The organism is Rhodococcus sp. MS13 (assembly GCF_013277835.1).
In the GTDB taxonomy this organism is placed as follows: Bacteria; Actinomycetota; Actinomycetes; order Mycobacteriales; family Mycobacteriaceae; genus Rhodococcus_F; species Rhodococcus_F erythropolis.
On the sequence record NZ_VBTL01000010.1, the window covers coordinates 1 to 21404 of the forward strand.

Below are 21404 nucleotides of genomic sequence, written 5' to 3' on the forward strand. Positions count from 1 at the left end.
CACTTTTCGGGGGGAACCTCAGTCGACGATTCCGAATCCAAATTTGTCGCGGATGAGGTCATCACATGCGGAAGCGACCATTAGCGCGCGATCGATGTCTGCGACGGGTCGTTCAACAGAGCCAGGGAACAGGCGAACTAAGCTTTCTCCCAAACGAACTACGACGTGCTCGCGGGGATCGGTTGGGAGAAAGTCCTGCATCTAACCGATGCGGCTGTCTTCGTTTTCGCAGGCTCGAAGTAGGGTATTCAGTTCCTCCGAGGAAGCTCTCCGTTTGCCCTCAATTTCCGAGGCAAGCGCGGCGCTCGCCAGACTGCCAACGGCCACCCATCGGCTACGTTCTGCCGGTGAGGCGCCAGCCGCGAACACTAACTCCCATACGCTGTCAAATTCGACAGTTCTTAACCTGCGGGCCAACGAAACTCGAGCTTTGGATTCAGCCTTCTTCTTAGACCCCATGTAATCCTGCTCCATTGTTCTAGGCGTTCCTTGGAGAATCAGATGTATCAAAATCGCCGTGAACACCGCGCCTGCCGAAGCGCCGATGACCAGTCGCAACGACATCTCCTTTTCTTGCCCGGACTTTTGGTCGGAAGTATCGCTGCAGATCTCTCTTGGCTCGACGAAGTTCACAACGGACCACAGTGGCTGGGTAGCAGTGAGTAACGAATCACCTCGCAGGCGCCATTGCCGATCAGTCGGCAACCAGCGGCTTCGAGTTCATCCGGTCCAGCACGGACTTTAGCTCAAGTAACCGCTCATCACCGCTATCTACACCCGAGCACCTCTCGTGGTTTGGCAGTCAGCTTGCGGTCGCATGTGTCGGTGACTGCTGATAGATATGGTGTGGAGGGGGGACGATGAAGGTAACGGCATGGCTTGAAGAGACGGCTCAAATCATCGAAGCTAGTAACGATCTGCAGTGGGCGTTGGTGTATAAGACCGGACGGGTGATTTACTGCTCGGATTACTCCAACGGTTGTCGTTGTCGGCTGAAGGCCGTCCAACGGAGCAATAAATCGAGAGGTACCGACACCAGATTCTTCGCGCACAACGGCAACGAAGGATGTGACCACGCTGAAGTTGCGTCTCCTGTCACGGTCCCGTCGCCCAGAACGAGAACTGGCCCCAGCGCTGAACATGAATGGGTCAAACATCATGTGCGTTGGTTGGCCGAGCAGGCGGGTTATGTGGTTGAGGAGGAGAAAGCTGCCGCGGGTGGAGTGATCGCCGACATTTGGGTTGCGTCAGCTACCGAACGCAGGCGTGTGGAGATTCAATGCAGCCCAGACGATCTCGATGAACGCACCATGAAACACCCAGATGTGTTGTGGTTGCTGAGGATGGCACTCAACAATAAGAACAAGAAGTACCTCTTCGATACTCCAGCTGTTCACGTACGAATCGACCGGCCAACGCGGGATCATGTTACCCGTTACGACTTGACTCCAGGAGAACCGTGGCTTGATTCTCCGGACGCCTATGATGGCCACGGCTACCGGATTCGCGCGACAGGAACCGTTCTGCGCCCATGCCCAGATCCCGGGTTGAAACCGTGGAAGAATCGCGGGATACCTGACAAGCGAGTCGTGTTCTTCGAAACCTCGCCGATGCCGCTTCAGCAATTTCTGCGGGAAGTTTGGTCAGGTGAACGGCGTTGGAAGGCGAGGGGAGAGGTTCACCATCATGGTGGCTGGATCCGCACCGATGACCTAGAACGGTACGAACGCTGGCGTCGCGAATGGGCTGAGGAGTGCGGCCGTGAGTTGCAACAGCAGCGTCTTCGCGCCTTAGCGGCGTCCGAAATTCAGCTCAAGGCGGAAACCCCGCCCGAGGTAACATCGGGCAAGATTGCTGTTGGAGTCCCGGAAGTTGGATCGCACCCGGCGCAACCCGAAATGTGTATCTTGCCAGTCTATCCGGTTGAAACGCCTGTCTCTGCGCCGTCACCGTTGAGCAGGGAACTGCATTCAGTCGCAGCCATAGCGACGCCTCCCAAATTAGGTCAACAACATTCACGGTCCCATGTGCAATCGCGAAGCAACTTGAGGCAACGATTCCTACGATGGCTGCGCGGAGAGAGCCGGTAGGCGCCGATCGCTAATCGCTGCCGAACAGTGACTCGGCGAGAACCTGACAGAGAACAGTCGCTCGCATACATTCGCCGTCAGCTTCGCATCTACAGCCGCATGCAGGCCGCGTCACGACAGGGCTGCTTCCGAACCGACCAGGAGATATCAAAATGCAAGAAGCGACGACATATCCAGGAAGCGCCCTTGTTGTCTACCTGGAGCCCCAACTGCATGCGTCGTTACCTGAGATTATTAAATCAAGGCAGTACTTCGGCAGCCTGGACCAGAGCCGCCTTTACATGGTTCTTGCACGGCCTCGAATCCATGTTGAAATCGGGCATTCTGGCGCCGTCAGTTACACAAGCCTGTCGGGAGGTGTCCTCGACTGCGGAAGTCTTTTCCCATCCGTTCGCACCCCTCCGCGGACTGCGCGCGTCGAATTGACTGACGAATATCGCTCTCCGCCAGTAACTAGAGAGGGCTTCATCGTCGGCACCGAGCAATTGCAACGAAACGCGATCGTGAGGTTCGACGACGGTACGGAAGTCACGCTGCCTGCGGCCGGGTTGGCGGCAAGCTGTGCACCGACATTGCCGCCGGTCGACTCCGCAACTCTGCTCCGTCATGAACTTCTCTACATCGGCCGATCGAAACATTCAGTGATCGACCGTATAAGAAATGGGCATAAGGCTTTTCAACGAATTCAAAGTGAATACGCCGAGGTTGATGATTGGAACGTGATTGTCGTTCCGATTCTTGTTTCTCGCACAGTATTCACACCTGTGGACTCGTCGCACCCCGAACCTTCTGGTGCGCAACCAAATTTGGCAGTTTTGGGCCGCTTTGAAAAAGATGGACACATCGGACCAGGCAATGTCGAGTTGGTCGATCTCGTAGAAAGAGCGCTCATCTCATATTTTCTGCCGCGTTACAATTCTGCGGACAAGAACTGGACCACCGCGAAAATCGGTGACACATTCGAACGTGATGCGTTGAGTCACTTGGTCGTGCTCTATGACGGAGCGGGTGATCCAGCGACGATCACCTCGCCTCACATCTACCCTGAGAAGGGAGATCTGCAAAGCTTCAGTGTCGTCTCGGAGCTTCGAGGTGATCGAGCGCAATCCGACACCTTTCGCCCGGACACTGCACTTAACTGCAGTGCTTTAAGCATGGCATTCGGCCCCATCCTGAAGCAGACAAACCTCGGTCGCGTCTACCACCGAACGAGACCGTCATGATTCGCCCGTCTTCTCTCGATCGATCTCGAGTGGCTTCAGGTGTGACGTGACGGTACGTCGAGTGCTGCGCACGATCTTGAGATCGAGCCAGATTCTATAGTTTAGGCTTGCCTTACCGGACTTGTCTCAAGTTGCGGGATCATTCCCGTCTCATTGGGGCAGTTTCCGCAGGTGTCTGTCTCATTTTCAGGCGATGGCGGCAGCTGCTGCCGCCATCGCCTGAAGGTGGGACGGATTTCAGATCTTGTGAGATCCTGCTACAAGCACCAATTCGATTCCACTAGTGCAAAATTCGGTTTGTCTACAGGTGGGGTAGTGCTGCAGTGAGGAAGACGATGCCGAAGGCGATTCCGGCAATGCCGGTGAGGATCCCGACCACGCCGGCGGTGTTGTCCCCCGGATCGTGTCCGGGGGTGTCGGGTCGGCGCGCTGCCAGTGCGGTTCCGATGGCGGCGGCACCGAGGAGGATGCCGAGGCCGAACATCCAGAATGTCAGTATCGAGAGTGCACCGAGCATCAACGCCATGTCGCTGTATTCATCGCTGTTGATCGGGCGGTGGTGATCCCACCAATCGGGCGAGGTGTGCGGGCGGGATTCGGTGTTGCCTGTGTTGTCGGATTGCTCGTGCGGGGGGAAGGTTGATGCAGTCATGACGGCTAAAGTGTTCTCGTGCTGATTCTTTCGTGTGGTGGATGGGCCGATCGGCCATACGGGTGCAGAGGGGATCGAACGGCGGTGGGGATCGAACGGGCGGTGGGGTGAGTCCCGAGCACGCATCGCGTGTCTTCGGAACGCACCCCACCGTGGGAACGCTCGTCCGGGCTAGCAGGATCAGGCTTCGACCTGCACCTGCTTTGTCGCTTCGATGGTTTCGGTACGTGAGGGCGGTCCGGAGGAGACCTCGATCCGCCGCGGTTTCGCCTTCTCCGCGATCGGCAACGTTACCGTCAACACGCCGTTGTCGTACGAGGCGACGATCTGTTCGGCGTCGATGTCGTCGCTGATCGACAGCTGTCGTCTGTAGGTTCCAGCGAAACGCTCACTCGCCAGCCAGCTCACACCCTCTTCGGAGAGGGCCGTGCGATGCGCGGTCAACGTCAGAGTCGAGCCGTCGATGTGAACGTCCACCGAGCCGGGATCGACGCCGGGAAGATCGGCGTGCAGGACGTACTGGTCCTCGACCTTGTAGAGGTCCATCGGCATGAACCGTGGACTGCGTCCGTTGCCGGTTCCCGCGGCGAGGACGGACTTGGTGATCGCATCGATGTCGGTGAAAGGATCGAAACGAAGCACAGCAACACACCTCCCATGTCGTGAAACGAAAGGTCCCCGCCACTGTGGCGGTCGACCGAACTTACTGTGCGAGAACATGATAACCACACGAATTAGCACTCTGCAACTGAGAGTGCCAGATTTTTTCGAGGAGGGTCTCGGCCGCGAACAAGGCAGCATCGGAGCAGGAACAACGGCGGTTGCCAACCCCATGGGGTGGGGGCGGAACGGGAATTGCCGGTGTCGAGATGCTGTCAGATGCCGGTCGAGTTCGTGCGGGATTACGACTGCCGCTGCGCCCAGCAAGATCGATGTTCGCGTACAACGGCGATTGCTTCAAACCCGTATTCTTGCAATGTGTTTCGATTCAGAAACTGCCGCGTCTCGTAGATTTCGAGCAGACAGGCGCGTTCTTCCATGGTGAGTTTGCGCTGACAGCCCTAAACTGCAGAAACGGCGGTGGGGGCTGACTTTGATGCGTGGTCAGCCCCCGCCCCGTATGCCCGGAACCTGTCGTGATGAACGAGTATCGCCGATTTCGGGAGTGCTTTGTAGTTGTGTTCGGGGCGGTCTGGCCTTGCTCGGTTCTTCGGGACACGAAGCAATGCAGAGGCTGTTTTCTCTCGCCCTCCTCAGGCGGATACGAAGGTCAGTTAATTCCGACGACTTCCTGGGCGATCGCCGCAAGTCTTGCCTGTGCAGCGGATACGACGCCGTGTCGGTTCTTGTGCGCTTCCTCGTACGCAACGATGTCTCGTACCTGTGCGGCGTCGGCCAGTTCCTTCACCGCGGAGACGGCCTGGGTGACGTTGAGTTCGTCGAAGTCTTCGATGGGAAGTTCAGCGGGGTCGAGTAACCCACTCGACTTGCGTACCGAACGGAAGACATCCGCGGCACCGTCAGCACCTTCTCGGCGAGTGACTTTCTCAGCCGTGGCGATGGCCGCATCCCTACTGGCCGACAGTGTTTTCACAGTCACGTCACCGGCATATGCGCCCCAGCTGATCAGCTCACCCAATACCGGCGGCGACGTGCGAACAGCGTCGATGGCACGGTCGAGACTGCGGGTGGACCAGGAGACCGGAACGTTGACCAGTCGAATGGCTGCTCCGGTGGCCGCTTGGAACGGAGTGCGACGCAAAGCTGCCGGCCCCCCGAGTGCCTCCTCGGCAAGGGCGGTGGTCAGCCAGTCCACAGTCGCGGAGTGTGCAGTGATGAGGCGGTCGGCCAACGCCGCGACGGTCTGATCGCCGCCGGCAGTGGCCAGGGCCTTGAGGTAGCGGGAGCGGTCGAGGAGTTGATGTTCGAGCGCAAGGTCTCCCAGTACAGCTTCGTCGAAGGGCTGGGCCTGTTCGACCATCGCTTTCACGCCTGCTGTCGCTCGTCCGAGGAACGGACCGACCGATTCCGGAACGCCACCCAGATCGCGAATCGTGGACTCGATGGAACTGGCCCTTTCTCGACCGTTCTCTGCGTTTTCCGTGAGTTCGCGTCGAACCGCTTCGGTTCTGGCTTGAGCGACGCGTGTTTCGGCGACCTGGATCTCGGCATGTGTCAGACCGAGGATGATGCGCAGCTGGTTGATCAAGGCGGACGTGGTTTCGGAGTTGCTCATATCGGGGTCGTCCCTTCGTCGGTGCGTGCTTTACATGATGTTCAGCTTGTGCTCGACGAGTGCTCCGCGGACCGCGGAGCCACCGCCGATACGCGGGCTACCCCGACCTACCTCCTAGTAACCACCGCAACTTCGCTGCGGATGTCGAACCGCATCGACGAGTAATTGGGCCAAGGGTGGCGGGGGCCGATTTCATGGTGGGGCGGCCTGATTCGTCCGCGAGGATCTCGCAGTCCCTGTACCACCGCGCGTGTAGGTCGTTGGATACCGCGGACCAACATTCCGGATTCGCCGTGCGGCGGACGGGGTACCTCCAATGCGTCGTGACCCCGCAACTGATATGTCGACGAAACAGGCTGCCGAGCAACCCGTTCGAGTGTCGGCAGGTTGCCTGAAGCGACGACCGGTCGGTGTCGATGCAGAGAGTGGGATACCAGTGAACGTGGAAAGTTCCGGGCACGTTGATGCCGGCCAAGAGGGTACGACTGGATCCGAAACAAGTCCCGACACCGCTGACGGGGCGAAAGAGTTCGCGGACGAGATGGACAAAAGATACGAGCCTGGATCGAGAGAGACGGTCACGGTGCCCGGGACCGGCGGCACAGTCGCCGGGACAGCTTTCGCCGACCACGTCACGGAGATGTCGGACGAGAAGGTCGAAAACCTCGACGAACAGTTCTCGGAATTCCAGACTCGTGCTGACGACAAGCATCATGAGGACTGACCCGGGGTCCATGCTCCGGTGTGCCAGATGGAATCGTGCGGAAACCCGACAGTCCAGGCGTCGCCGAATGCGGCGTTGATCAGATTGCCCGCCTTGATCTGGCTCGCGACGACCGTCTCGTGGTGATCGAGAATGACTCCGACGTAACCGTCTCCCGATACCGGAGTCGTCGCCGAGGCAGATCCTGCGCCGGCAACCGCCACAGCTCCAGCAGCCGCTGGGATGGCCAGAGCGGCAACGATCTTGAGTGCACGTGTCATCGAAAGGGCCTTTCTTCGTTCGGATCTAGTCAGGGGCCGAATCCGGTGTCTCGAAACCAAAATAGGTGGAGGGGGCGTGCCAGTGAACGCCATTTGGCAAATAGTCGGCAACCCTATGGGTTTACTTGGGGGTCAGATCACATCGGTGGGATTGATTCGCCGCGGTCGTGGTGCCGGTTTTCGGTCGATCGGGTGTAGGACGTTGAGTCCGTGTGGGCGTCTTCCGACGGCTTTCGGAGATACGTAGTGCGGCAGCCAGATTCGACAACAGTTCAAGTGAGGTCGCCGAGAGTCCGTTCGCGGCCCGGAGCAACTGTCTCAGTTCCGGGTCGGCGAGATGAGCGACTATCTCCGCGTCCTCGTCGTGAATGCGCGCGCGATCGCCGGACCAGGGGATGGTGAAGAAATAGCCGGGAGGGACATCGAAGTAGTCGGCCAGCGCTGACACCACCTCATCCGATGGGCTCGAGCGGACGCCGTGTCGAAGCTGTGAGAGATACGGTGTCGAGATTCGGTAGCCCCGTGCGAGAAGGCCGTTAGCCACAGCGGTGTTCGTCAGGCGCCGATCGGAGCCGGAGAAAAGCTCGTTCAACCGGAGTTGAAAGACGTTCTCGTCCGTCGCACGGCCTACCATCACCGCTACCTCAATTCTCTCGTTCCTATCCTGTGCTTGCCGAAGCGGTGCAGGCTTAGCAGATGAGCCAGTGGCCACTGGTGGAGGTCAACGACACGACCTTGCCGATCGAGGTCTCCGGAGCGTCATCCAGATGTCCGCGTACGGTCGCTGTGGCTGTCGATCCTTGGAGGGTGACGTACTCGACTGCATCGAGTGTGATTGCCGGCAACACCTTTCCAGTGGTCGTGGTTGATACCTGCTTCTCGGCGCAGACGGTGGCAGCAGCGCTCTCGGTCGAGCCGGTACGGAGTGCATCGAGGTGAGATCGGATCACCGTGGTGATCTGCTCGGAGTCGGTGGGCATCTTCGACGACTGCCTGCCTTCGGTAGTGGGGCCTGCTGAACTGATCGTGCATCCCGAGAGCAGCAGTGCTGCAACGACTCCGCCGAAGAGGATCGATTTCACCGATCGCCGGCGGTAGTGGTTTATGGGTGGATTCACCGAAACTCCTTCGTTCGTGAACATGTTGCGCCCGGAAAGTCATCCAGCCGTCGGTCAGAAGACAAACGCGGCGGACAGCAGAGCAAGGCTGAGGACCGCGGTGGCATTGGCGGCGCGAACAAAGACGTACCGCTCCGCGTCCTCGGCGCCGAGACACAGCGCGGTCAGTTGCAAGGCCAGCGACAACATCCCGGTACCGAGCGCGCCGAGGGCGAACAATTGTCGTGCATCCATCAGCGGTATCCAATCCCGTTGCGGTCCAACGGCACAACGAGCCGGTCACATACGCGACCGTGAACTCGGTGAGAGTTGCCCGCACCAGCAGCCGAACTCCTGAGCAGAGGATGTAGTCGAGAGGCCGCAGGGGGGAGATTTCAGCATCCGGTGAGGACTGCCCCGGCAAAAATGAGACACAAAACGTCGCTACCTCAGATTCGGGCGGGTGGGCCGAATCGCAATCCGCGGAGCAGTTCGCGGTAGGAGAAGCGGTCGTCCCAAAGGCGCAGCCGGCCGTTTGAGAATGTGTAGTGGCCGTCTACGTCGAGGTGCATGGCAAACCATCCGATGCGGATGATCTCTCTTCGCCGGGAGGACACGGTGTTGTGGTCGGTGGTCATCGTGAGCACTTCCACGACCTCGTACCTGGTGATCAGGCGAGAGACGATCGTGAGCGCCCGTTCGACGCGTTTGCTTCCACGCACGCTGGGCAGGCCGGTGTTGCGCCATTCGATGTCGGGATCGACGAGTGCTCGCACGGCATCGGCGTCCATTTCCTCCAGTGCGATCAGCAGGTCCACCACCCGCGATGTCAGTTGATCGTCGTTCAACAGGTACTCCGGTCGTCGGGAATTGTGTTTTCTCATCGGTGGATTCATGTGGTGACCGTCAGGCAGGGACTGTTGCTGCGCGAAACGCACAGGAGCATGTTGCCGGCGGCGCGCTCGGCTGCGCTCAACGAATTGTCACGATGATCGACGTCGCCGTCGCTGACGTGGACCATGCAGGTGCCGCAGAAGCCCTGACGACATGAATAGGGGGCTTTCGGGTTCACACGCAGCACCGCGTCCAGTGCGGTCTGGTCGGCGGCGACATCGATGACCTGACCGGTGCGAGCCAGTTGGATGCGGAAGGGACGTCCATCGACGACCGGTGCGGCGGAAAAGCGTTCGGCGTGCACTTCCACACCGGGCTCGTTGCGCACACCTGCTGTGATCAGGTCCATCATCGGGACCGGACCGCAACAGTAGATCGCGTCGCCGCTGCGGACATTCGGCGGGAGAAGATCGTTCGCTGCGGGTAGGCCGTATTCGTCGTCGGTGCGGATGGTGACCCGATCACCAAACGGCGACAATTCCTCGCGGAACGGTAGTGTGCGGCGCTCGCGACCGACGTACACCAGCGACCAATCCAGGCCCATACGCTCCGCCTCGCAGACCATCGGGAGTATCGGTGTGATGCCGATGCCACCCGCCACGAAGTGAACGCGCTTCGCGCGCTCGATTCGCCCGGGTTCGACGAACCCGAACGCGTTGCGTGGACCGCGAACGCCGACGACGGTACCGACTGGCAACTCGTCGTGCACCTCGTTCGATCCGCCGCCACCATCAGAAATCCGGCGTACCGCGATCCGGTAGCAGCGTCGGTCGGCGGGATCGCCGCACAGCGAGTACTGACGTATCCGTCCCGAGGGCAGGTGCAGGTCGAGGTGTGCCCCGGGATACCACCGTTCGAGGTCGCTGCCGTCAGGTGCTCGCAGTTCGAGACTGACCACGTCGTTGTCGGTGGCCACCGTCGTGCGCTCCGACACCGTGAGCGTTGTCTTGTACTCGTCGATCCGGTTTTCCGATGGCTCGTCGCGATGAATCAAGACAGCCACCTTTACCTGCGTGGAGACCAGGACATCCAGAATGCGCAGAATCGAGTCGCGGCGCTTGCCGCGGCGTAGGTCGACCGGGATCTCGCGGGGGGCCGGCCACCGCTGCGTGAGTTCGGGCGCGTTGCGTGTCATGTGTTGACCCGCTTGGCCGCTGGCGATTGCGCGACGTAGGCGAGGGCCTGGGCGGTGGACCCCACACTGTCGGGGTGAAATCCCGGCACGAACGTCGACACACCGCTCCAGAACCATTTCGATACACCAGGCACCAGTCCGCGGCGTCCGGCGCGGACGAATTCCAGTAGCAATCGCGGATAACCGATGTTCGGCGTGTTGGGGTCGTTGCGGCTCAGATACATCGCAGCACGGAGCAACCACCCCAAAAAGATTGGCCACGTGATGATCATGGAGATACAGCGGCGAAAGTAGCCGACTCCGAAGTACGTGGCGACCTCGTGTGCCACGGCACGATGCTCGACCTCTTCGGCCCCATGCCACCGATAGAGGTCAAGCATCTGCGGATCCGCGCCGAATTTCTCCAAGTCCGCGTTCAACGCCCAGTCGCCCACGAACGCGAACATATGCTCCGAAGACGCGCAAATCCCGAGACGCTCGATCAGACGCTGCCGGATGGCCCGCGGATCGGAGTCGTCACCGATGCCCAAAGTTCTACGGAAGAAATACTGCATCTGGCGGTTGAACGGGGCCGGGTCGATCCCGTGCCGTGTGAACACCTGATTCATGACCTCGTCATGCGCCTCTGCGTGCAGCAATTCTTGGCCCATGAAACCGAGCATGTCCTCGCGAAGCTTCTCGTCGTGCACGTCCGGGAGAGCCTGCTCGAAGGCCTGGATCATCATCCGTTCGCCCTCCGGGATGACGAGGTTCATCGAGCCGAGGAGGTATGAGGCGATCGGCTCGTTCGGCAACCACACCAAAGGCGCTTTCTCCCAGTCGAAATCGACTCGCCGCGGACGGATCGCTACCCGGCCGGGCGGTGCGATCGGACGCTGTGTCAGTCCACTCGTAATTCGCATGACCACTCCTCACTCATAAGTACGCAGCAGTACTTATGAATGAGCATGGCGATCTACCCGTGGCTTGTCAACACCGGACTACGAAGGGTCGGACGAGAGATCCAGTACCCGTTCAAGGAAGGACATGATCGGCGCATGAAGATTCATGTACGAATTCGACCCGTCAACCACCTGGCGGTAGAACAACTCGTTGCAACCGCCGATCGCCGCGAGAAACACTTCACGCCCCGGGGCTTCTGAAGACTTGGACGAGTAGCCGACGAGCAATGCATCGGCGAGCAGTTCCACGTACTCGTTGCGCTTCGCCACCCCTGCCGGGCCGGCCACAGGTAGGTCCACCACCCAAGCTCGCACGAACTCCGGTTCGGACGAACACGTCTCGAGATACTTCTCGATTACAGCCGAAAGCTGTTCGTGTAGAGACAAATTGGTGTTCGAGCTTTGTGTCGAGGTGATGTTGGAGACGATCACCTCGATGCCTGCGTCGATCGCTGCGATCAAGCACGCTTCTTTGCTCTCGAACTGCTTGTAGAAAGCTTGGCGAGATACCCTGGCACGCCCGACGACGTCGGCGATCGTGGTCGAGGCGATCCCCTTCTCCGCAGTCGACGAGATCACCGCACGCAGAATGCGATCACGTTGCGCGTCTTGGACCTCGCCCGCAGCGAGGCGGCCGCGGCCACGCGGCAATCCGGGGAGGTCACGATCGAACGATCCGGCCAGCCTGCGCATACTGCATCATAACCTGCCTGGCGCCATCGGTTCTCTCGTTGAGCCGTCGACGTGGCCTGACGGAGAACCGGTTCAGGCAACGTCGACGGTCCAAGGAGGCGGTCGAGCGCCGCCGGGAGTGATCATTCTCGTAGTGGCACGCGCCGTTATCAGCAGCCATTCGATTTTGTATGAACTGCATGGTTCGGAGAGATGCTCTGCTGCTGATCGGTGGTCGGCGAGGTAGTCAGTTTTGTTGTCGGAGAACAGGTTCTCTCTCGTGATTTTCGCTGAGATGCGCCTCGAGGAGCTCGGTGAGGTGCTTGCCGACGCGGTCGAGAGGCCTGGTGGAGCGTGTTGCGACGGACATGATGACGGCGCCTTCGATTGCTGCGATCGTCATTGTCGAGAGGGATTGCGCGAGGGCATCATCCAGGTTTGCAGCTCGAAAATTGTTGGCTAGCATCGATTCCCACTCTTCAAATGCTATTTTTGCCGCGTCAACTGCGCCGGGTATTTCATTGCCGCCGAACGTGGCAGCGGCGATCGGGCATCCGGCGGTGTAGTCGCTGGATACGATCATCGACTTCCAGTAATCGATGAATGCCTGCAATGCCTCCAGGGGAGGGGCGGAACAGAGTTGCTCGATCATCGCGCTGATCCACGATCCGGCGGCTCTGGCAGAGGCTTCGATCAACTGATTCTTGCCTTGTGGAAAGTGCGTGTAGATCGATTGACGTGCGGTTCCGCTGCGGTCGAGTAGCTCGGTCACGGCCACGCCAGAGACTCCCCTGCTTTGGATGAGTTCGACTGTGGTGCGAATGAGGCGTTCTCGCGGAGCGGTAACCAATGTGCTCCCCTTCATCATCGATCTGTCTAGGCATCGAATCTATCAGCCGCGCGTCCTCTGTGTTCGCCGGTGGAAGTGCTCACCATTGCCATAGACCGTTTGTTCTACTACCCTACTTATCTGTTACTTGAAGTCATATCTACTGAGTTATAGGCCTCCTGTTTGCCCTGGAAGGGACACACCTGCCATGACGACCACCGAACCGAGATTTTCCGACGCGCCTGACGACGAAACGTACGAGGACATGCTCAATCGACTCTCGGATGCTTCTGTGCACCGGAGCTTCAGTCCGTATACCGACATCGATTGGGAGGCACCGGAATTTCAGGTCGTGGACAACGACCCACGATGGATTCTTCCCGAGGTAGAACTGCTGGGAACACATTCTTGGTATCTCGCGCGCACCCGGGAGCAGCAGATTGCCATAGGGCAGTATCGGCAAGCGAACATCGCCAAGGTGGGTCTGCAGTTCGAGCAGGTGCTCATTCGTGGTTTCATGCAGTACGTTTCCATGCTGCCTAACCGGTCGGCGGAATTCCGGTATGCCACTCACGAGGTCATCGAAGAGTGCAACCACACACTCATGTTCCAGGAACTGGTGAATCGGTCGGGCGTCGACGTACCGGGATTCGGCCCGGTTCTGCGACGCGTCATGCCGTTCCTCGGGCTTGCGGCTTGGCCGTTTCCGTCGATTTTCTTCATGGGGGTGCTGGCGGGGGAAGAGCCCATTGATCACATCCAAAAGAGCTATCTTCGCAGTGAAAGCAACTATCACCCCATTATTCGCGGAGTGATGCGCATTCACGTCGCCGAAGAGGCGCGACACATCTCGTTTGCGAACGAGTTCCTACGGCAGCATGTGCATCAGAACGGCCCGGTGGGTAAGTTCCTTCTCTCCCTGGCTTTTCCGGTCATCATGCGGGTCCTGTGCGACGTGATCGCCGTTCCACCGAAGTCGTTCTTCGAAACCTTCGAGATCCCGAAGTCGGTGAAGAAGGAGCTGTTCTGGGAGTCCCCTGCATCACGTAAGGCGTTGAGCGGGTACTTCGGCGATGTCCGATTACTCGCGGACGAACTCGGATTGATGAACCGGGTCTCGAGAGTCCTGTGGAAGGCTCTCAAGATCGACGGGAAATCTTCACGCTTCAGGAGCGAACCCGATCGGGCGTCTGCAGCTGATTTCGATAATGCTCATGCGTAATTCCGCATTGAACAGGGACCGCAAGTCGAACACTCCGGCGCCGGTGGGGCGCTCAGCCGAATCGACCCGAGGCACGCGATGGTGATGTCGAAGCTCGCCAAGTGGCAGCTGGTCGCACTCGTCGTGGTTGCACTCCTCGGTTTGATCTATGTCGGAGCGAAATACGTACGGCTGGACAATCTTCTGGGATTCGGCCAATACACGGTCAAAACCGAACTGGCGACGTCCGGTGGCATCTTCACCAACGCCGAAGTGACCTATCGCGGTGTACCCGTCGGACGCGTCGGCGACATGTCGCTCACGTCCGACGGAATCGAAGTCGACCTGTTGATCGACAGCAGTGCTCCACAGATTCCGGCATCCGCGCGAGCCGTGGTGGCCAATCGCTCAGCCATCGGTGAGCAGTACGTCGACCTTCAGCCCGATACCGACCAGGGCCCGTTCCTCGAAGACGGCTCGGTGATCGCCGTGGGCGAGACCACCACGCCGATCCCCATCGAGAACGTCTTGACCAGCGCCAACGGTCTGGTGCACTCCGTTCCGGTCGACGCACTCCACACCGTCGCGAAGGAACTCGGCGCGGCATTCAACGGCAAGGGCGAAGATCTGCAGGTACTTGCCGACTCGCTGTCGGGGATTTCCCAGTCGGGCCTCGACACCCTTCCCCAGACCCTCGGACTGATCCGTGACAGCCAGACGGTACTCACGACGCAATCCGATCAATCGTCGGCGATCAAGCAGTTCAGCACCGACCTCGACGCACTGGCTGCGCAATTGCGCACCAGCGACCCCGACATCCGACGCGTGATCGACAACGGCATACCGGCCAGCGAACAGGTCGGGGCTCTCGTCCGTGACGGGGGTCCGAGTCTGACGACAGACCTGAGCAACCTTGCTTCCACAGCACGAACATTGGCGCCACGAACCATTGCACTGCAACCCCTTCTGATCTTCATGCCCGGCCTCGCCGCCGGAATACCGTCCGCCATTGAGGCAGACGGACCGTCTCAACGTCAGGGACTTGTCCTCGAGACCAATGCGCCGTTCCCCTGCACGGTCGGATACGAAGGGACTATGGCGATCCTCGACGAGATGAAGCGCAAAGACCCGAACTTCGACGACACTCAGCAGGACTTCCCGGTCAACGTCGCGGCCAGCTGCCTGGCGCCGCAAGGCAGTGAAACGGGGGTTCGGAGCGCCAACCGCGTCGTATTCGCGGACCCGAATACCCCCCAGCCTTGGGACGACAAGCCCAAGGTGGACCCGGACAAGCTCAACCTGAACCCTATTGCCACACAACTGGCACCATCATTCGGTGCGACACCGAAGTGAGATGATCACCAGCTTCGGGAGGCGACAAGGGTGAAGTGGGCCGGCCAGACGCTCATCCAGGGCCTCAACTCTCGGTGGACTGCCTCGCACTCGATGCCGGACAACCCGAAACGGCAATCCTGGGATACGCCAAACGGTCAACACGGGATCGCCAAAGCGAATGCGAGAAACTCCTACCGAAACTAGGGCGACGCCCACGCTCTCAACATGCTTCGCCAGTGCTCCAAGCTTGAGATTATCCGATAGGTGCATGATCCCGTCCGGGTTCACCGCATCGTCTAGCAGCGCGCGCCAGATCGTCAGTACGAGTGGAAAGAGCTGTGCGTGCGTCAACTCACCCGTTGGTGACATTGAAGCGACGCGATACGTGCGATGGAATTCGAACAGAGCGTCGAGGCATTTTTGGGCGGGCGTCCGGCTTCGTATTAGTCCAAGAGCGGTTCAAGTACACGTACTCCCGACGTATGTGGCTGGAGCGGGCCGCTCGCTAAGGGCAGAGAGCTGGCCTGCTGCTTCACATAGTGAGGGCAAGCGAATCGGTCGTATCTAGGGCGCGCGGCGCATCATCCCCTCCGTATTCGCCCTCCTGAACCAACGGACGTCGCGGTTTCTCCGACGCGATCGTTGTGGGAGTGGTCAGCGAACTGCTTCCGGTAGGCGGAAGGTGCGGTCGCAAACGCGGATGTGAAGTTCTGTCGAAAGGTCACCGTGCTTCCGAACCCACACGCCAGCGCAATTGCGTCAATGCTCCAACCGGTCGTCTCCAGGAGAACTCGCGCCTCGCTCAGTCGTTGCTGGAGAATCCAGCGTGCCGGAGTGGTTCCCGTGACAAGACGGAACTGCCGTATGAAGTTTCGTCGACTCATCCGCGCCTGACCTGCGAGGCGGTCGACAGACAGCGGCTCGTCCAGGCGTCCGAGCGCCCATTCCAGCACGTCTGCAACAGCTGTGTCGCCCGCAGGTTCCGCAAGCGGTCTCTCGATGTACTGGGCCTGACCACCCTCTCGATGCGGCGCGACGACCAGGTTTCTCGCCACGCGGGTGGCAACTGCGGATCTGAGGTGCTTGCGCACAAGGTGCAGACAAGCATCGACCGACGACACCGTCCCCGCGGACGTCATCACGTCGCCGTGGTCGATATAGAGCACCGACTCGTCCAAGCGGATACTTGGATGGTTTTTAGCGAGCGCGGGCATCATCTCCCAGTGCGTGACGGCCGAGCGACCATGGAGGAGTCCGGCGTCGGCGACGGCAAAAGCGCCGAGACACAACCCCACGATCGGGGTGCCGCGAGCGTGCGCCCGGCACAGCTTGGCTCGCAATGACTCGCTGATCGGTGAAAGTGGTAGCGGCCAGGAAGGGATGATCACGATGTCGGCCCAATCGAGTGTCCGCGGTCCCGCCACATCGCCGACCGAGTATCCCTCGACGGTCCGAACCGCGCCCGCGCGATCGGACCACAACCTGGTTTCCCAGTCAGGTGCGAGCCCGAGCCTGCCCACCTCACCGAACACCATCAACGGCGCTGCGAGATGAAACATCGTGATGCTGTCGAACGCATAGACGGCGATTCGCATTTGGTCTCTTCCACATCATGGCGCAAAGTCATCGAAAGTATGCACCCGTGCCACTCACGGATGCATAGACACCTACCGAACAATGGAAGACGACCGTCAGGATCGCCGATACGAAACCGAACCCGACCGACCTTCCAGGAGTGATGAAAGTGCCTACACCTCGCCGTGCCCTTATCGTCGTCGACGTACAGCAGGAATACTTCGACGGTCCACTGCAGATCCAGTACCCGCCGCGTGAGGAGTCATTGGCCAACATCCTCAGCGCCGTCAAGGTCGCTCGCGCGAATGACCTTCCCGTCGTCGTCGTGCAACATCGGATGCCCGAGGGCGCCCCGGTCTTTGTCGAAGGTACGCCCGGATGGTCACTTCACCCAGCGCTCGAGGATCACCTCGATCCGGAAACCAAGCGCATCCACAAGCAGTACGCGAGCGTCTTCGCCGGCACCGATACAGCCGATTGGCTGCACGCGAAAGACATCGACACCATCACGATCGTCGGGTACATGACCAACAATTGCGACCTCGGCACCGCCGTGGAAGCGGAAGCTCTCGGGTTCGCCGCCGAGATTTTGTCAGATGCCAGCGGTGCGATCCATCTGGCCAACGAAGCAGGTCAGGTATCGGCGCAGTCCCTGCACGAGACCCTCATGATTCTTTTGCATTCGAACTTCGCTGCCGTCGCAACAACAAGCGCATGGGTCGACGCCGTAGATTCCGGAACGAGTTTGCCCAAGAGCAATCTTGTCGTCTCAGCCATCCAAGGACGCGAGGCGGCCCTCAGTTGATGCAATGCTGCAGGCCCGCAATAGATTCGGGACGCCTTAATCCCTGCCGGTGCAGACCGAACTCTCATCGACACCTTGGATGCCGCGAAACTTGAAGGACGATAGGTCCTTTGAACGCGGATGTCGGCGACGGCGGGCCGTGAGCTACTTCTTCGGGGCGCCGGATGGGCAGAAGCTCGAAACATTCGTCTCGTCGGCTCCGCCCTGCGCTTTCCTCGTCCTAACGTCAATGATCGTCCGGATGCACCCGAAACGATCGAGCGCGATGACAAGCCGCGAGGCGATCCGGAAGAGCTCACCGTCACCGCACGACGCATCGACGACGAGGTACGGCGGCGGGCGGGTCGGCGAGCGCAACGGCAGCGATCATGCGCGAAGAACTGGCCGACGTAGCGCTCAGCGGGTTCGGGACGTAGTCAGGCGCTGACAGGATCCAGGAGGCCGGCAAGCCGTCCGGCAATCAGTGCTTCGGACTCTGCGACAATACGTTCCACCAATTCACCCACTGTGGGGATGTCGTGAATCAATCCTTGCACAGTCCCCGCCGTCCAGATGCCAGCCTCAGGGTCGCCGCTGTCGAACACCGCTCTGCCTCGCGCACCGGCAACAAGATGTCGAACGTCTTCGAATTTGCCACCACTGGAGAGAATTTCGACAACTTCTTGGCTGATGCTGTTGCGTGCTACGCGAGCGGTATTGCGCAGTGACCTGAAAATCAGCTCGGTGTCCACCTCGGAGGCAGCAACTATCGCCTCTTTGATGTTGCGGTGAATCGGGGACTCCTCGGTACACATGAACCGAGTGCCCATGTTGATGCCGTCGGCGCCAAGCGCCAGGGCGGCCACTAATCCCCGCGCATCGGCAAATCCACCGGACGCGATCATGGGAATGCTGATCCGCTCTGCTGCTGCAGCGATGAGAACGAGACCAGGTACGTCGTCTTCCCCTGGATGCCCGGCGCATTCGAACCCGTCGATGCTGATGCCGTCGACGCCGAGGGCCTGGGCTTTGACCGCGTGGCGGACGCTGGTGCACTTGTGGAGGACCTTGATGCCGGCGGCGTGAAAGTGCGGCAGATGGGGTGCGGGAGAAGATCCGGCTGTCTCGACGACTTTCACTCCGCAGTCGATGATCACGTTGCGATACTCATCGTAAGGCGGAGGTGTGATCGTCGGGAGGATTGTGAGATTGACTCCGAACGGTTGGTCGGTGAGCTCGCGCGTGCGGGAAATTTCTCGGGCAAGATCGTCAGGCGTCGGCTGTGTCAGAGCAGTGAGCATGCCGAGCGCGCCGGCGTTTGCAACTGCCGCTACGAGTTCTGCTCTCCCCACCCACTGCATGCCGCCCTGGACGATGGGGTGACGAACTCCGAACGTCTCGGTAAATGCGGTTGTCAGCACTGGACATCTCCTCGATGATGCATGGATATCGGTTTGTCAGTTACGTTGTTGCCAAGTGGTTTTCGGCCAGAGTGACGCATTCAGCCCATCGACGACGCCCACTCGTTCAAGGCCGGGACCTGCGAGGGATCAGTTCGTGCCATCGGAGGTTCGGCGCGATAGGGCATGGCAGGCGTCAAATATTGCTCGCCACGTTCGTTGGTGCCGGGGATGAAGGTACGGTTCGCAATCACATCGTCGGCGCAGATTACCTGGTCGTAGTCACGCACAAGCGCTGCAACCACTCCGGCTGCGGTGAGATGCTCTACCGCCTCAGCGGCGCTGCGGTGGCACAGCTGCTTCTCGATCGTGGCGACGAGGACTGCACGGTTTTCCACGCGCAGTGTGTTGGTAGAGAACCGCGGGTCGTCGGCCAACTCTGGTAAGTCGATCGCCTTGCACAGTTCGATCCAGGCTCGTGGTTGGTAGCCGCTGATCACCAGCTCGCCATCGACGGCACGAAAGACGTCTGCGGCAGGTGCGACGCTTGGTTGTCCGTTCCCTTTGCGGCTCATAGACTTTCCTGATACTTGCCACTCGATCCAGTTGGCGGTCTGCAAGTGGATTGCGACGTCGAGCAGGGAAACTCGGACAGAGGAGCCCTTGCCGGTGCGATCGCGCCGCAGTAGCGCTGCCAGTACCGCTTGGGCGACGACGTAGCTCGTTGCATGATCTATGACCGGTGCGCCCACACGCTGTGGCGGGCCCTCCGCCTCACCCGTCACCGACATCAGTCCGCTCTCTGCTTGCGCAGCGATGTCGAGCCCGGCGCGGGTGGCGGACGGGCCCTCCGCCCCGTACCCGCTCACCGATACGCTGATGATTTCCGGTCGCAGACGTTGGAGTTCGGCAGAGGAGAATCCCAGTCGATCAAGCGTTCCCGGGCGCAGATTGTGCAGCAAGATGTCGCTCGACGCGATCAAATCCCGAGCTCGCTGCAGATCGGCGGAGTCTTTGAGGTCGAGGCAGATTGAACGCTTTCCACGGTTGTACCCGTAGAAGATGCCGCGTGCGTAATCGGCGTCGATTTGTCGGGCCGGTTCACCGCCAGGGGGCTCGAGCTTGATGACCTCGGCGCCGAGATCGGACAACTGCTGCCCGGCGCTGGGTATTGCGATCAGTTGACCGATCTCCACTACTCGGACACCTGCCAACGGCAGGTCTACTTCGTGGGTCATCGAATGATCTCCACATGAGGCGAAGTGACATCCTCAGCAGGTTCCAGGCAGCGCGCCAACAGGATGCCTTCGGTGTGGTTGCAGGGGTTCAATCGATTTCTGTCACCTTCTGCTCCCCCGATGCGGATTGTCACGGTTCCATCGTCATTGCGCTCGAAGTGTGCGTCGTTGAGGTTGACGGTGTGGTCGCGGTACTCGAAGGACTCGAACCAGTGGTTGTACAGCATCACTCCGAAGTAGGTGCAGTCGGGGATGGTGAACGTAATGTCTACGGCAGTAGCGTCTTTCAGTGACCACCAGCCGGCAATGTATTGGTTGGAGCTGGTGCCGTAGAAGTCTCCCCACCCTCGTTGCTCCGAGGTCACGCGAATCTCGTTGGGAGACTGACTGAGTGTTTCGATGAGCTGAAGACTGCGTCGAAGGCTCACGTCCATGCCACGAGCAAGTTTCGTGAGGCGCTGGGCCAGCCACGCCGTGTCGAGTTCGGGGCGTGCACCAGGCGGCGGACCGAGGCGCTCGATGTGGAGAACGGGATCGATCTCCGCGTTACGCGTCTTGTGATACACACGCACTACAACGTCGAAGCAGCGCTCATCCAGCCGAATGCCGCTGCGCCCCTCCAGCTCTTGTGCGACGAAGATCTCGAAGTTGCCGTCCGCGTCACACACCTTGTCGTCGATGACGATGTTGTCGGCGACCCGGTCGGTCCCAGACGCACCGACGCGATTGGCGAGGACGGCGACGTACGGCACTGTGCCACGGTTACCGTGAATACGGTATGTCTCGTTGGGGTCGATCATCGCAGTCCAGTAGTCGACGTCGATGCCGTCTCCCCAGAACTTTCGCATCGGTGACATCAGAGTGAAGAGTTCAGGTCGGAGCACGTCTTGGCGTTCGATATTCATCTCGGCGAGGTATCCGAACAGGCGAAGTGCGTGCCGTACGCCTTCGGCGCTGTCCAGCGGCGATCCTGTGGCGGCAGCTGTCGAACCGAATGTCGCAAGACTGTCGGTGACTGCAGACCAAGCCTCGGTGAGCTGCCGGCGATCGTGCTGGGACTCGGATTGTGTTGACTGGTCAGCGAGTTGTGTCATCGTTTCTTCTCTTTCGTAGTAGAC

General features: G+C 59.9%; 24 protein-coding genes. 7 read left to right on the forward strand and 17 right to left on the reverse strand.

Going from position 1 to position 21404, the window contains the following annotated elements:
* Positions 1-201 precede the first annotated feature (201 nt).
* Positions 202-633, reverse strand: coding sequence for a hypothetical protein (locus FEZ59_RS20695; protein ID WP_172933108.1), 432 nt, complete (start codon positions 631-633; stop codon positions 202-204).
* A 227-nt stretch (positions 634-860) separates the two neighbouring features.
* On the opposite strand from FEZ59_RS20695, the gene FEZ59_RS20700 reads away from it, so the two are divergent.
* Together FEZ59_RS20700 and FEZ59_RS20705 are read left to right on the forward strand one after the other, a co-directional pair.
* Entirely contained in the window at positions 861-2090 is a 1230-nt protein-coding gene (locus tag FEZ59_RS20700) for a hypothetical protein (protein WP_172933109.1), read from the forward strand.
* 152 nt (positions 2091-2242) lie between these two features.
* Positions 2243-3313: a hypothetical protein gene (locus FEZ59_RS20705; RefSeq protein ID WP_172933110.1), complete on the forward strand. Its 1071-nt coding sequence runs from the start codon at positions 2243-2245 to the stop codon at positions 3311-3313.
* 301 nt (positions 3314-3614) lie between these two features.
* Here FEZ59_RS20705 and FEZ59_RS20710 read toward each other — a convergent pair whose 3' ends face one another.
* From FEZ59_RS20710 to FEZ59_RS20720, 3 genes are all read right to left on the reverse strand, one after another.
* Entirely contained in the window at positions 3615-3965 is a 351-nt protein-coding gene (locus FEZ59_RS20710; protein WP_172933111.1) for a hypothetical protein, read from the reverse strand.
* Positions 3966-4145: 180 nt separating this feature from the next.
* Positions 4146-4607: an Hsp20/alpha crystallin family protein gene (locus FEZ59_RS20715; protein WP_029256700.1), complete on the reverse strand. Its 462-nt coding sequence runs from the start codon at positions 4605-4607 to the stop codon at positions 4146-4148.
* A gap of 628 nt (positions 4608-5235) precedes the next feature.
* Positions 5236-6201: a ferritin-like domain-containing protein gene (locus tag FEZ59_RS20720; RefSeq protein ID WP_172933112.1), complete on the reverse strand. Its 966-nt coding sequence runs from the start codon at positions 6199-6201 to the stop codon at positions 5236-5238.
* 436 nt (positions 6202-6637) lie between these two features.
* On the opposite strand from FEZ59_RS20720, the gene FEZ59_RS20725 reads away from it, so the two are divergent.
* Positions 6638-6925 (forward strand): hypothetical protein, encoded by a 288-nt coding sequence (locus tag FEZ59_RS20725; protein WP_202023083.1) that lies wholly within the window; start codon positions 6638-6640, stop codon positions 6923-6925.
* On the opposite strand, the gene FEZ59_RS20730 is transcribed toward FEZ59_RS20725, so the two are convergent.
* From FEZ59_RS20730 to FEZ59_RS20770, 9 genes are all read right to left on the reverse strand, one after another.
* On the reverse strand, positions 6913-7185 hold the full coding sequence (locus FEZ59_RS20730; protein WP_172933113.1) for a hypothetical protein: 273 nt from the start codon (positions 7183-7185) through the stop codon (positions 6913-6915). The two genes, FEZ59_RS20725 and FEZ59_RS20730, sit on opposite strands and share 13 nt — an antisense overlap.
* A 121-nt stretch (positions 7186-7306) precedes the next feature.
* Positions 7307-7819, reverse strand: coding sequence for a helix-turn-helix transcriptional regulator (locus FEZ59_RS20735; protein WP_052741000.1), 513 nt, complete (start codon positions 7817-7819; stop codon positions 7307-7309).
* Between the two features lie 55 nt (positions 7820-7874).
* On the reverse strand, positions 7875-8303 hold the full coding sequence (locus tag FEZ59_RS20740; protein ID WP_139148462.1) for a hypothetical protein: 429 nt from the start codon (positions 8301-8303) through the stop codon (positions 7875-7877).
* Positions 8304-8357: 54 nt separating this feature from the next.
* Positions 8358-8537 (reverse strand): hypothetical protein, encoded by a 180-nt coding sequence (locus tag FEZ59_RS20745; RefSeq protein ID WP_029256695.1) that lies wholly within the window; start codon positions 8535-8537, stop codon positions 8358-8360.
* Positions 8538-8731: 194 nt separating this feature from the next.
* Positions 8732-9130 carry a limonene-1,2-epoxide hydrolase family protein gene (locus FEZ59_RS20750; protein WP_242459889.1) on the reverse strand — a complete coding sequence of 133 codons (399 nt, stop codon included), beginning with the start codon at positions 9128-9130 and terminating at the stop codon, positions 8732-8734.
* A gap of 44 nt (positions 9131-9174) precedes the next feature.
* Positions 9175-10311, reverse strand: coding sequence for a PDR/VanB family oxidoreductase (locus FEZ59_RS20755; protein ID WP_172933115.1), 1137 nt, complete (start codon positions 10309-10311; stop codon positions 9175-9177).
* Entirely contained in the window at positions 10308-11213 is a 906-nt protein-coding gene (locus FEZ59_RS20760) for a metal-dependent hydrolase (protein ID WP_153212859.1), read from the reverse strand. The genes FEZ59_RS20755 and FEZ59_RS20760 overlap by 4 nt, the downstream gene beginning before the upstream one ends.
* A 78-nt stretch (positions 11214-11291) precedes the next feature.
* Positions 11292-11945, reverse strand: a complete 654-nt coding sequence (locus FEZ59_RS20765; protein WP_046379631.1) for a TetR/AcrR family transcriptional regulator — start codon at positions 11943-11945, stop codon at positions 11292-11294.
* A gap of 226 nt (positions 11946-12171) precedes the next feature.
* The gene (locus FEZ59_RS20770) at positions 12172-12792 is read right to left on the reverse strand and encodes a TetR/AcrR family transcriptional regulator (RefSeq protein WP_060939402.1); all 621 of its coding nucleotides are present in this window, start codon (positions 12790-12792) and stop codon (positions 12172-12174) included.
* 169 nt (positions 12793-12961) lie between these two features.
* Here FEZ59_RS20770 and FEZ59_RS20775 point away from each other — a divergent pair, with 169 nt between their 5' ends.
* On the forward strand, positions 12962-13975 hold the full coding sequence (locus FEZ59_RS20775; RefSeq protein ID WP_029256690.1) for a diiron oxygenase: 1014 nt from the start codon (positions 12962-12964) through the stop codon (positions 13973-13975).
* Positions 13976-14056: 81 nt separating this feature from the next.
* Positions 14057-15307 carry an MCE family protein gene (locus tag FEZ59_RS20780; RefSeq protein ID WP_046380107.1) on the forward strand — a complete coding sequence of 417 codons (1251 nt, stop codon included), beginning with the start codon at positions 14057-14059 and terminating at the stop codon, positions 15305-15307.
* Positions 15308-15870: 563 nt separating this feature from the next.
* On the opposite strand, the gene FEZ59_RS20785 is transcribed toward FEZ59_RS20780, so the two are convergent.
* A complete protein-coding gene (locus tag FEZ59_RS20785; protein WP_172933116.1) occupies positions 15871-16884 on the reverse strand; it encodes a helix-turn-helix domain-containing protein in 1014 nt (337 codons plus the stop codon).
* A gap of 149 nt (positions 16885-17033) precedes the next feature.
* On the opposite strand from FEZ59_RS20785, the gene FEZ59_RS20790 reads away from it, so the two are divergent.
* Positions 17034-17669: an isochorismatase family protein gene (locus tag FEZ59_RS20790; protein ID WP_172933117.1), complete on the forward strand. Its 636-nt coding sequence runs from the start codon at positions 17034-17036 to the stop codon at positions 17667-17669.
* A gap of 120 nt (positions 17670-17789) precedes the next feature.
* Positions 17790-18062: a hypothetical protein gene (locus FEZ59_RS20795; protein WP_172933118.1), complete on the forward strand. Its 273-nt coding sequence runs from the start codon at positions 17790-17792 to the stop codon at positions 18060-18062.
* 23 nt (positions 18063-18085) lie between these two features.
* Here the strand turns inward: FEZ59_RS20795 and FEZ59_RS20800 are convergent, their stop codons facing one another.
* The 3 genes from FEZ59_RS20800 to FEZ59_RS20810 form a co-directional block, all read right to left on the reverse strand.
* The gene (locus FEZ59_RS20800) at positions 18086-19069 is read right to left on the reverse strand and encodes a nitronate monooxygenase family protein (protein ID WP_070384525.1); all 984 of its coding nucleotides are present in this window, start codon (positions 19067-19069) and stop codon (positions 18086-18088) included.
* Positions 19070-19149: 80 nt separating this feature from the next.
* Complete coding sequence (locus FEZ59_RS20805; RefSeq protein WP_021333240.1) at positions 19150-20286, reverse strand: CoA transferase; 1137 nt, start codon at positions 20284-20286, stop codon at positions 19150-19152.
* On the reverse strand, positions 20283-21380 hold the full coding sequence (locus FEZ59_RS20810) for a hypothetical protein (protein WP_021333241.1): 1098 nt from the start codon (positions 21378-21380) through the stop codon (positions 20283-20285). Before FEZ59_RS20810 ends, FEZ59_RS20805 begins: the two co-directional genes overlap by 4 nt.
* Positions 21381-21404 lie beyond the last annotated feature (24 nt).

What these genes read in the sequence shown, in the direction of transcription:
- FEZ59_RS20700 (WP_172933109.1), top strand. Translation starts at nt 861, where the DNA reads ATGAAGGTAACGGCATGGCTTGAAGAGACGGCTCAAATCATCGAAGCT.
- FEZ59_RS20705 (WP_172933110.1), top strand. Translation starts at nt 2,243, where the DNA reads ATGCAAGAAGCGACGACATATCCAGGAAGCGCCCTTGTTGTCTACCTG.
- FEZ59_RS20710 (WP_172933111.1), bottom strand. Translation starts at nt 3,965, where the DNA reads ATGACTGCATCAACCTTCCCCCCGCACGAGCAATCCGACAACACAGGC.
- FEZ59_RS20720 (WP_172933112.1), bottom strand. Translation starts at nt 6,201, where the DNA reads ATGAGCAACTCCGAAACCACGTCCGCCTTGATCAACCAGCTGCGCATC.
- FEZ59_RS20730 (WP_172933113.1), bottom strand. Translation starts at nt 7,185, where the DNA reads ATGACACGTGCACTCAAGATCGTTGCCGCTCTGGCCATCCCAGCGGCT.
- FEZ59_RS20735 (WP_052741000.1), bottom strand. Translation starts at nt 7,819, where the DNA reads ATGGTAGGCCGTGCGACGGACGAGAACGTCTTTCAACTCCGGTTGAAC.
- FEZ59_RS20745 (WP_029256695.1), bottom strand. Translation starts at nt 8,537, where the DNA reads ATGGATGCACGACAATTGTTCGCCCTCGGCGCGCTCGGTACCGGGATG.
- FEZ59_RS20755 (WP_172933115.1), bottom strand. Translation starts at nt 10,311, where the DNA reads ATGACACGCAACGCGCCCGAACTCACGCAGCGGTGGCCGGCCCCCCGC.
- FEZ59_RS20760 (WP_153212859.1), bottom strand. Translation starts at nt 11,213, where the DNA reads ATGCGAATTACGAGTGGACTGACACAGCGTCCGATCGCACCGCCCGGC.
- FEZ59_RS20765 (WP_046379631.1), bottom strand. Translation starts at nt 11,945, where the DNA reads ATGCGCAGGCTGGCCGGATCGTTCGATCGTGACCTCCCCGGATTGCCG.
- FEZ59_RS20770 (WP_060939402.1), bottom strand. Translation starts at nt 12,792, where the DNA reads ATGATGAAGGGGAGCACATTGGTTACCGCTCCGCGAGAACGCCTCATT.
- FEZ59_RS20775 (WP_029256690.1), top strand. Translation starts at nt 12,962, where the DNA reads ATGACGACCACCGAACCGAGATTTTCCGACGCGCCTGACGACGAAACG.
- FEZ59_RS20785 (WP_172933116.1), bottom strand. Translation starts at nt 16,884, where the DNA reads ATGCGAATCGCCGTCTATGCGTTCGACAGCATCACGATGTTTCATCTC.
- FEZ59_RS20795 (WP_172933118.1), top strand. Translation starts at nt 17,790, where the DNA reads ATGTCGGCGACGGCGGGCCGTGAGCTACTTCTTCGGGGCGCCGGATGG.
- FEZ59_RS20805 (WP_021333240.1), bottom strand. Translation starts at nt 20,286, where the DNA reads ATGACCCACGAAGTAGACCTGCCGTTGGCAGGTGTCCGAGTAGTGGAG.
- FEZ59_RS20810 (WP_021333241.1), bottom strand. Translation starts at nt 21,380, where the DNA reads ATGACACAACTCGCTGACCAGTCAACACAATCCGAGTCCCAGCACGAT.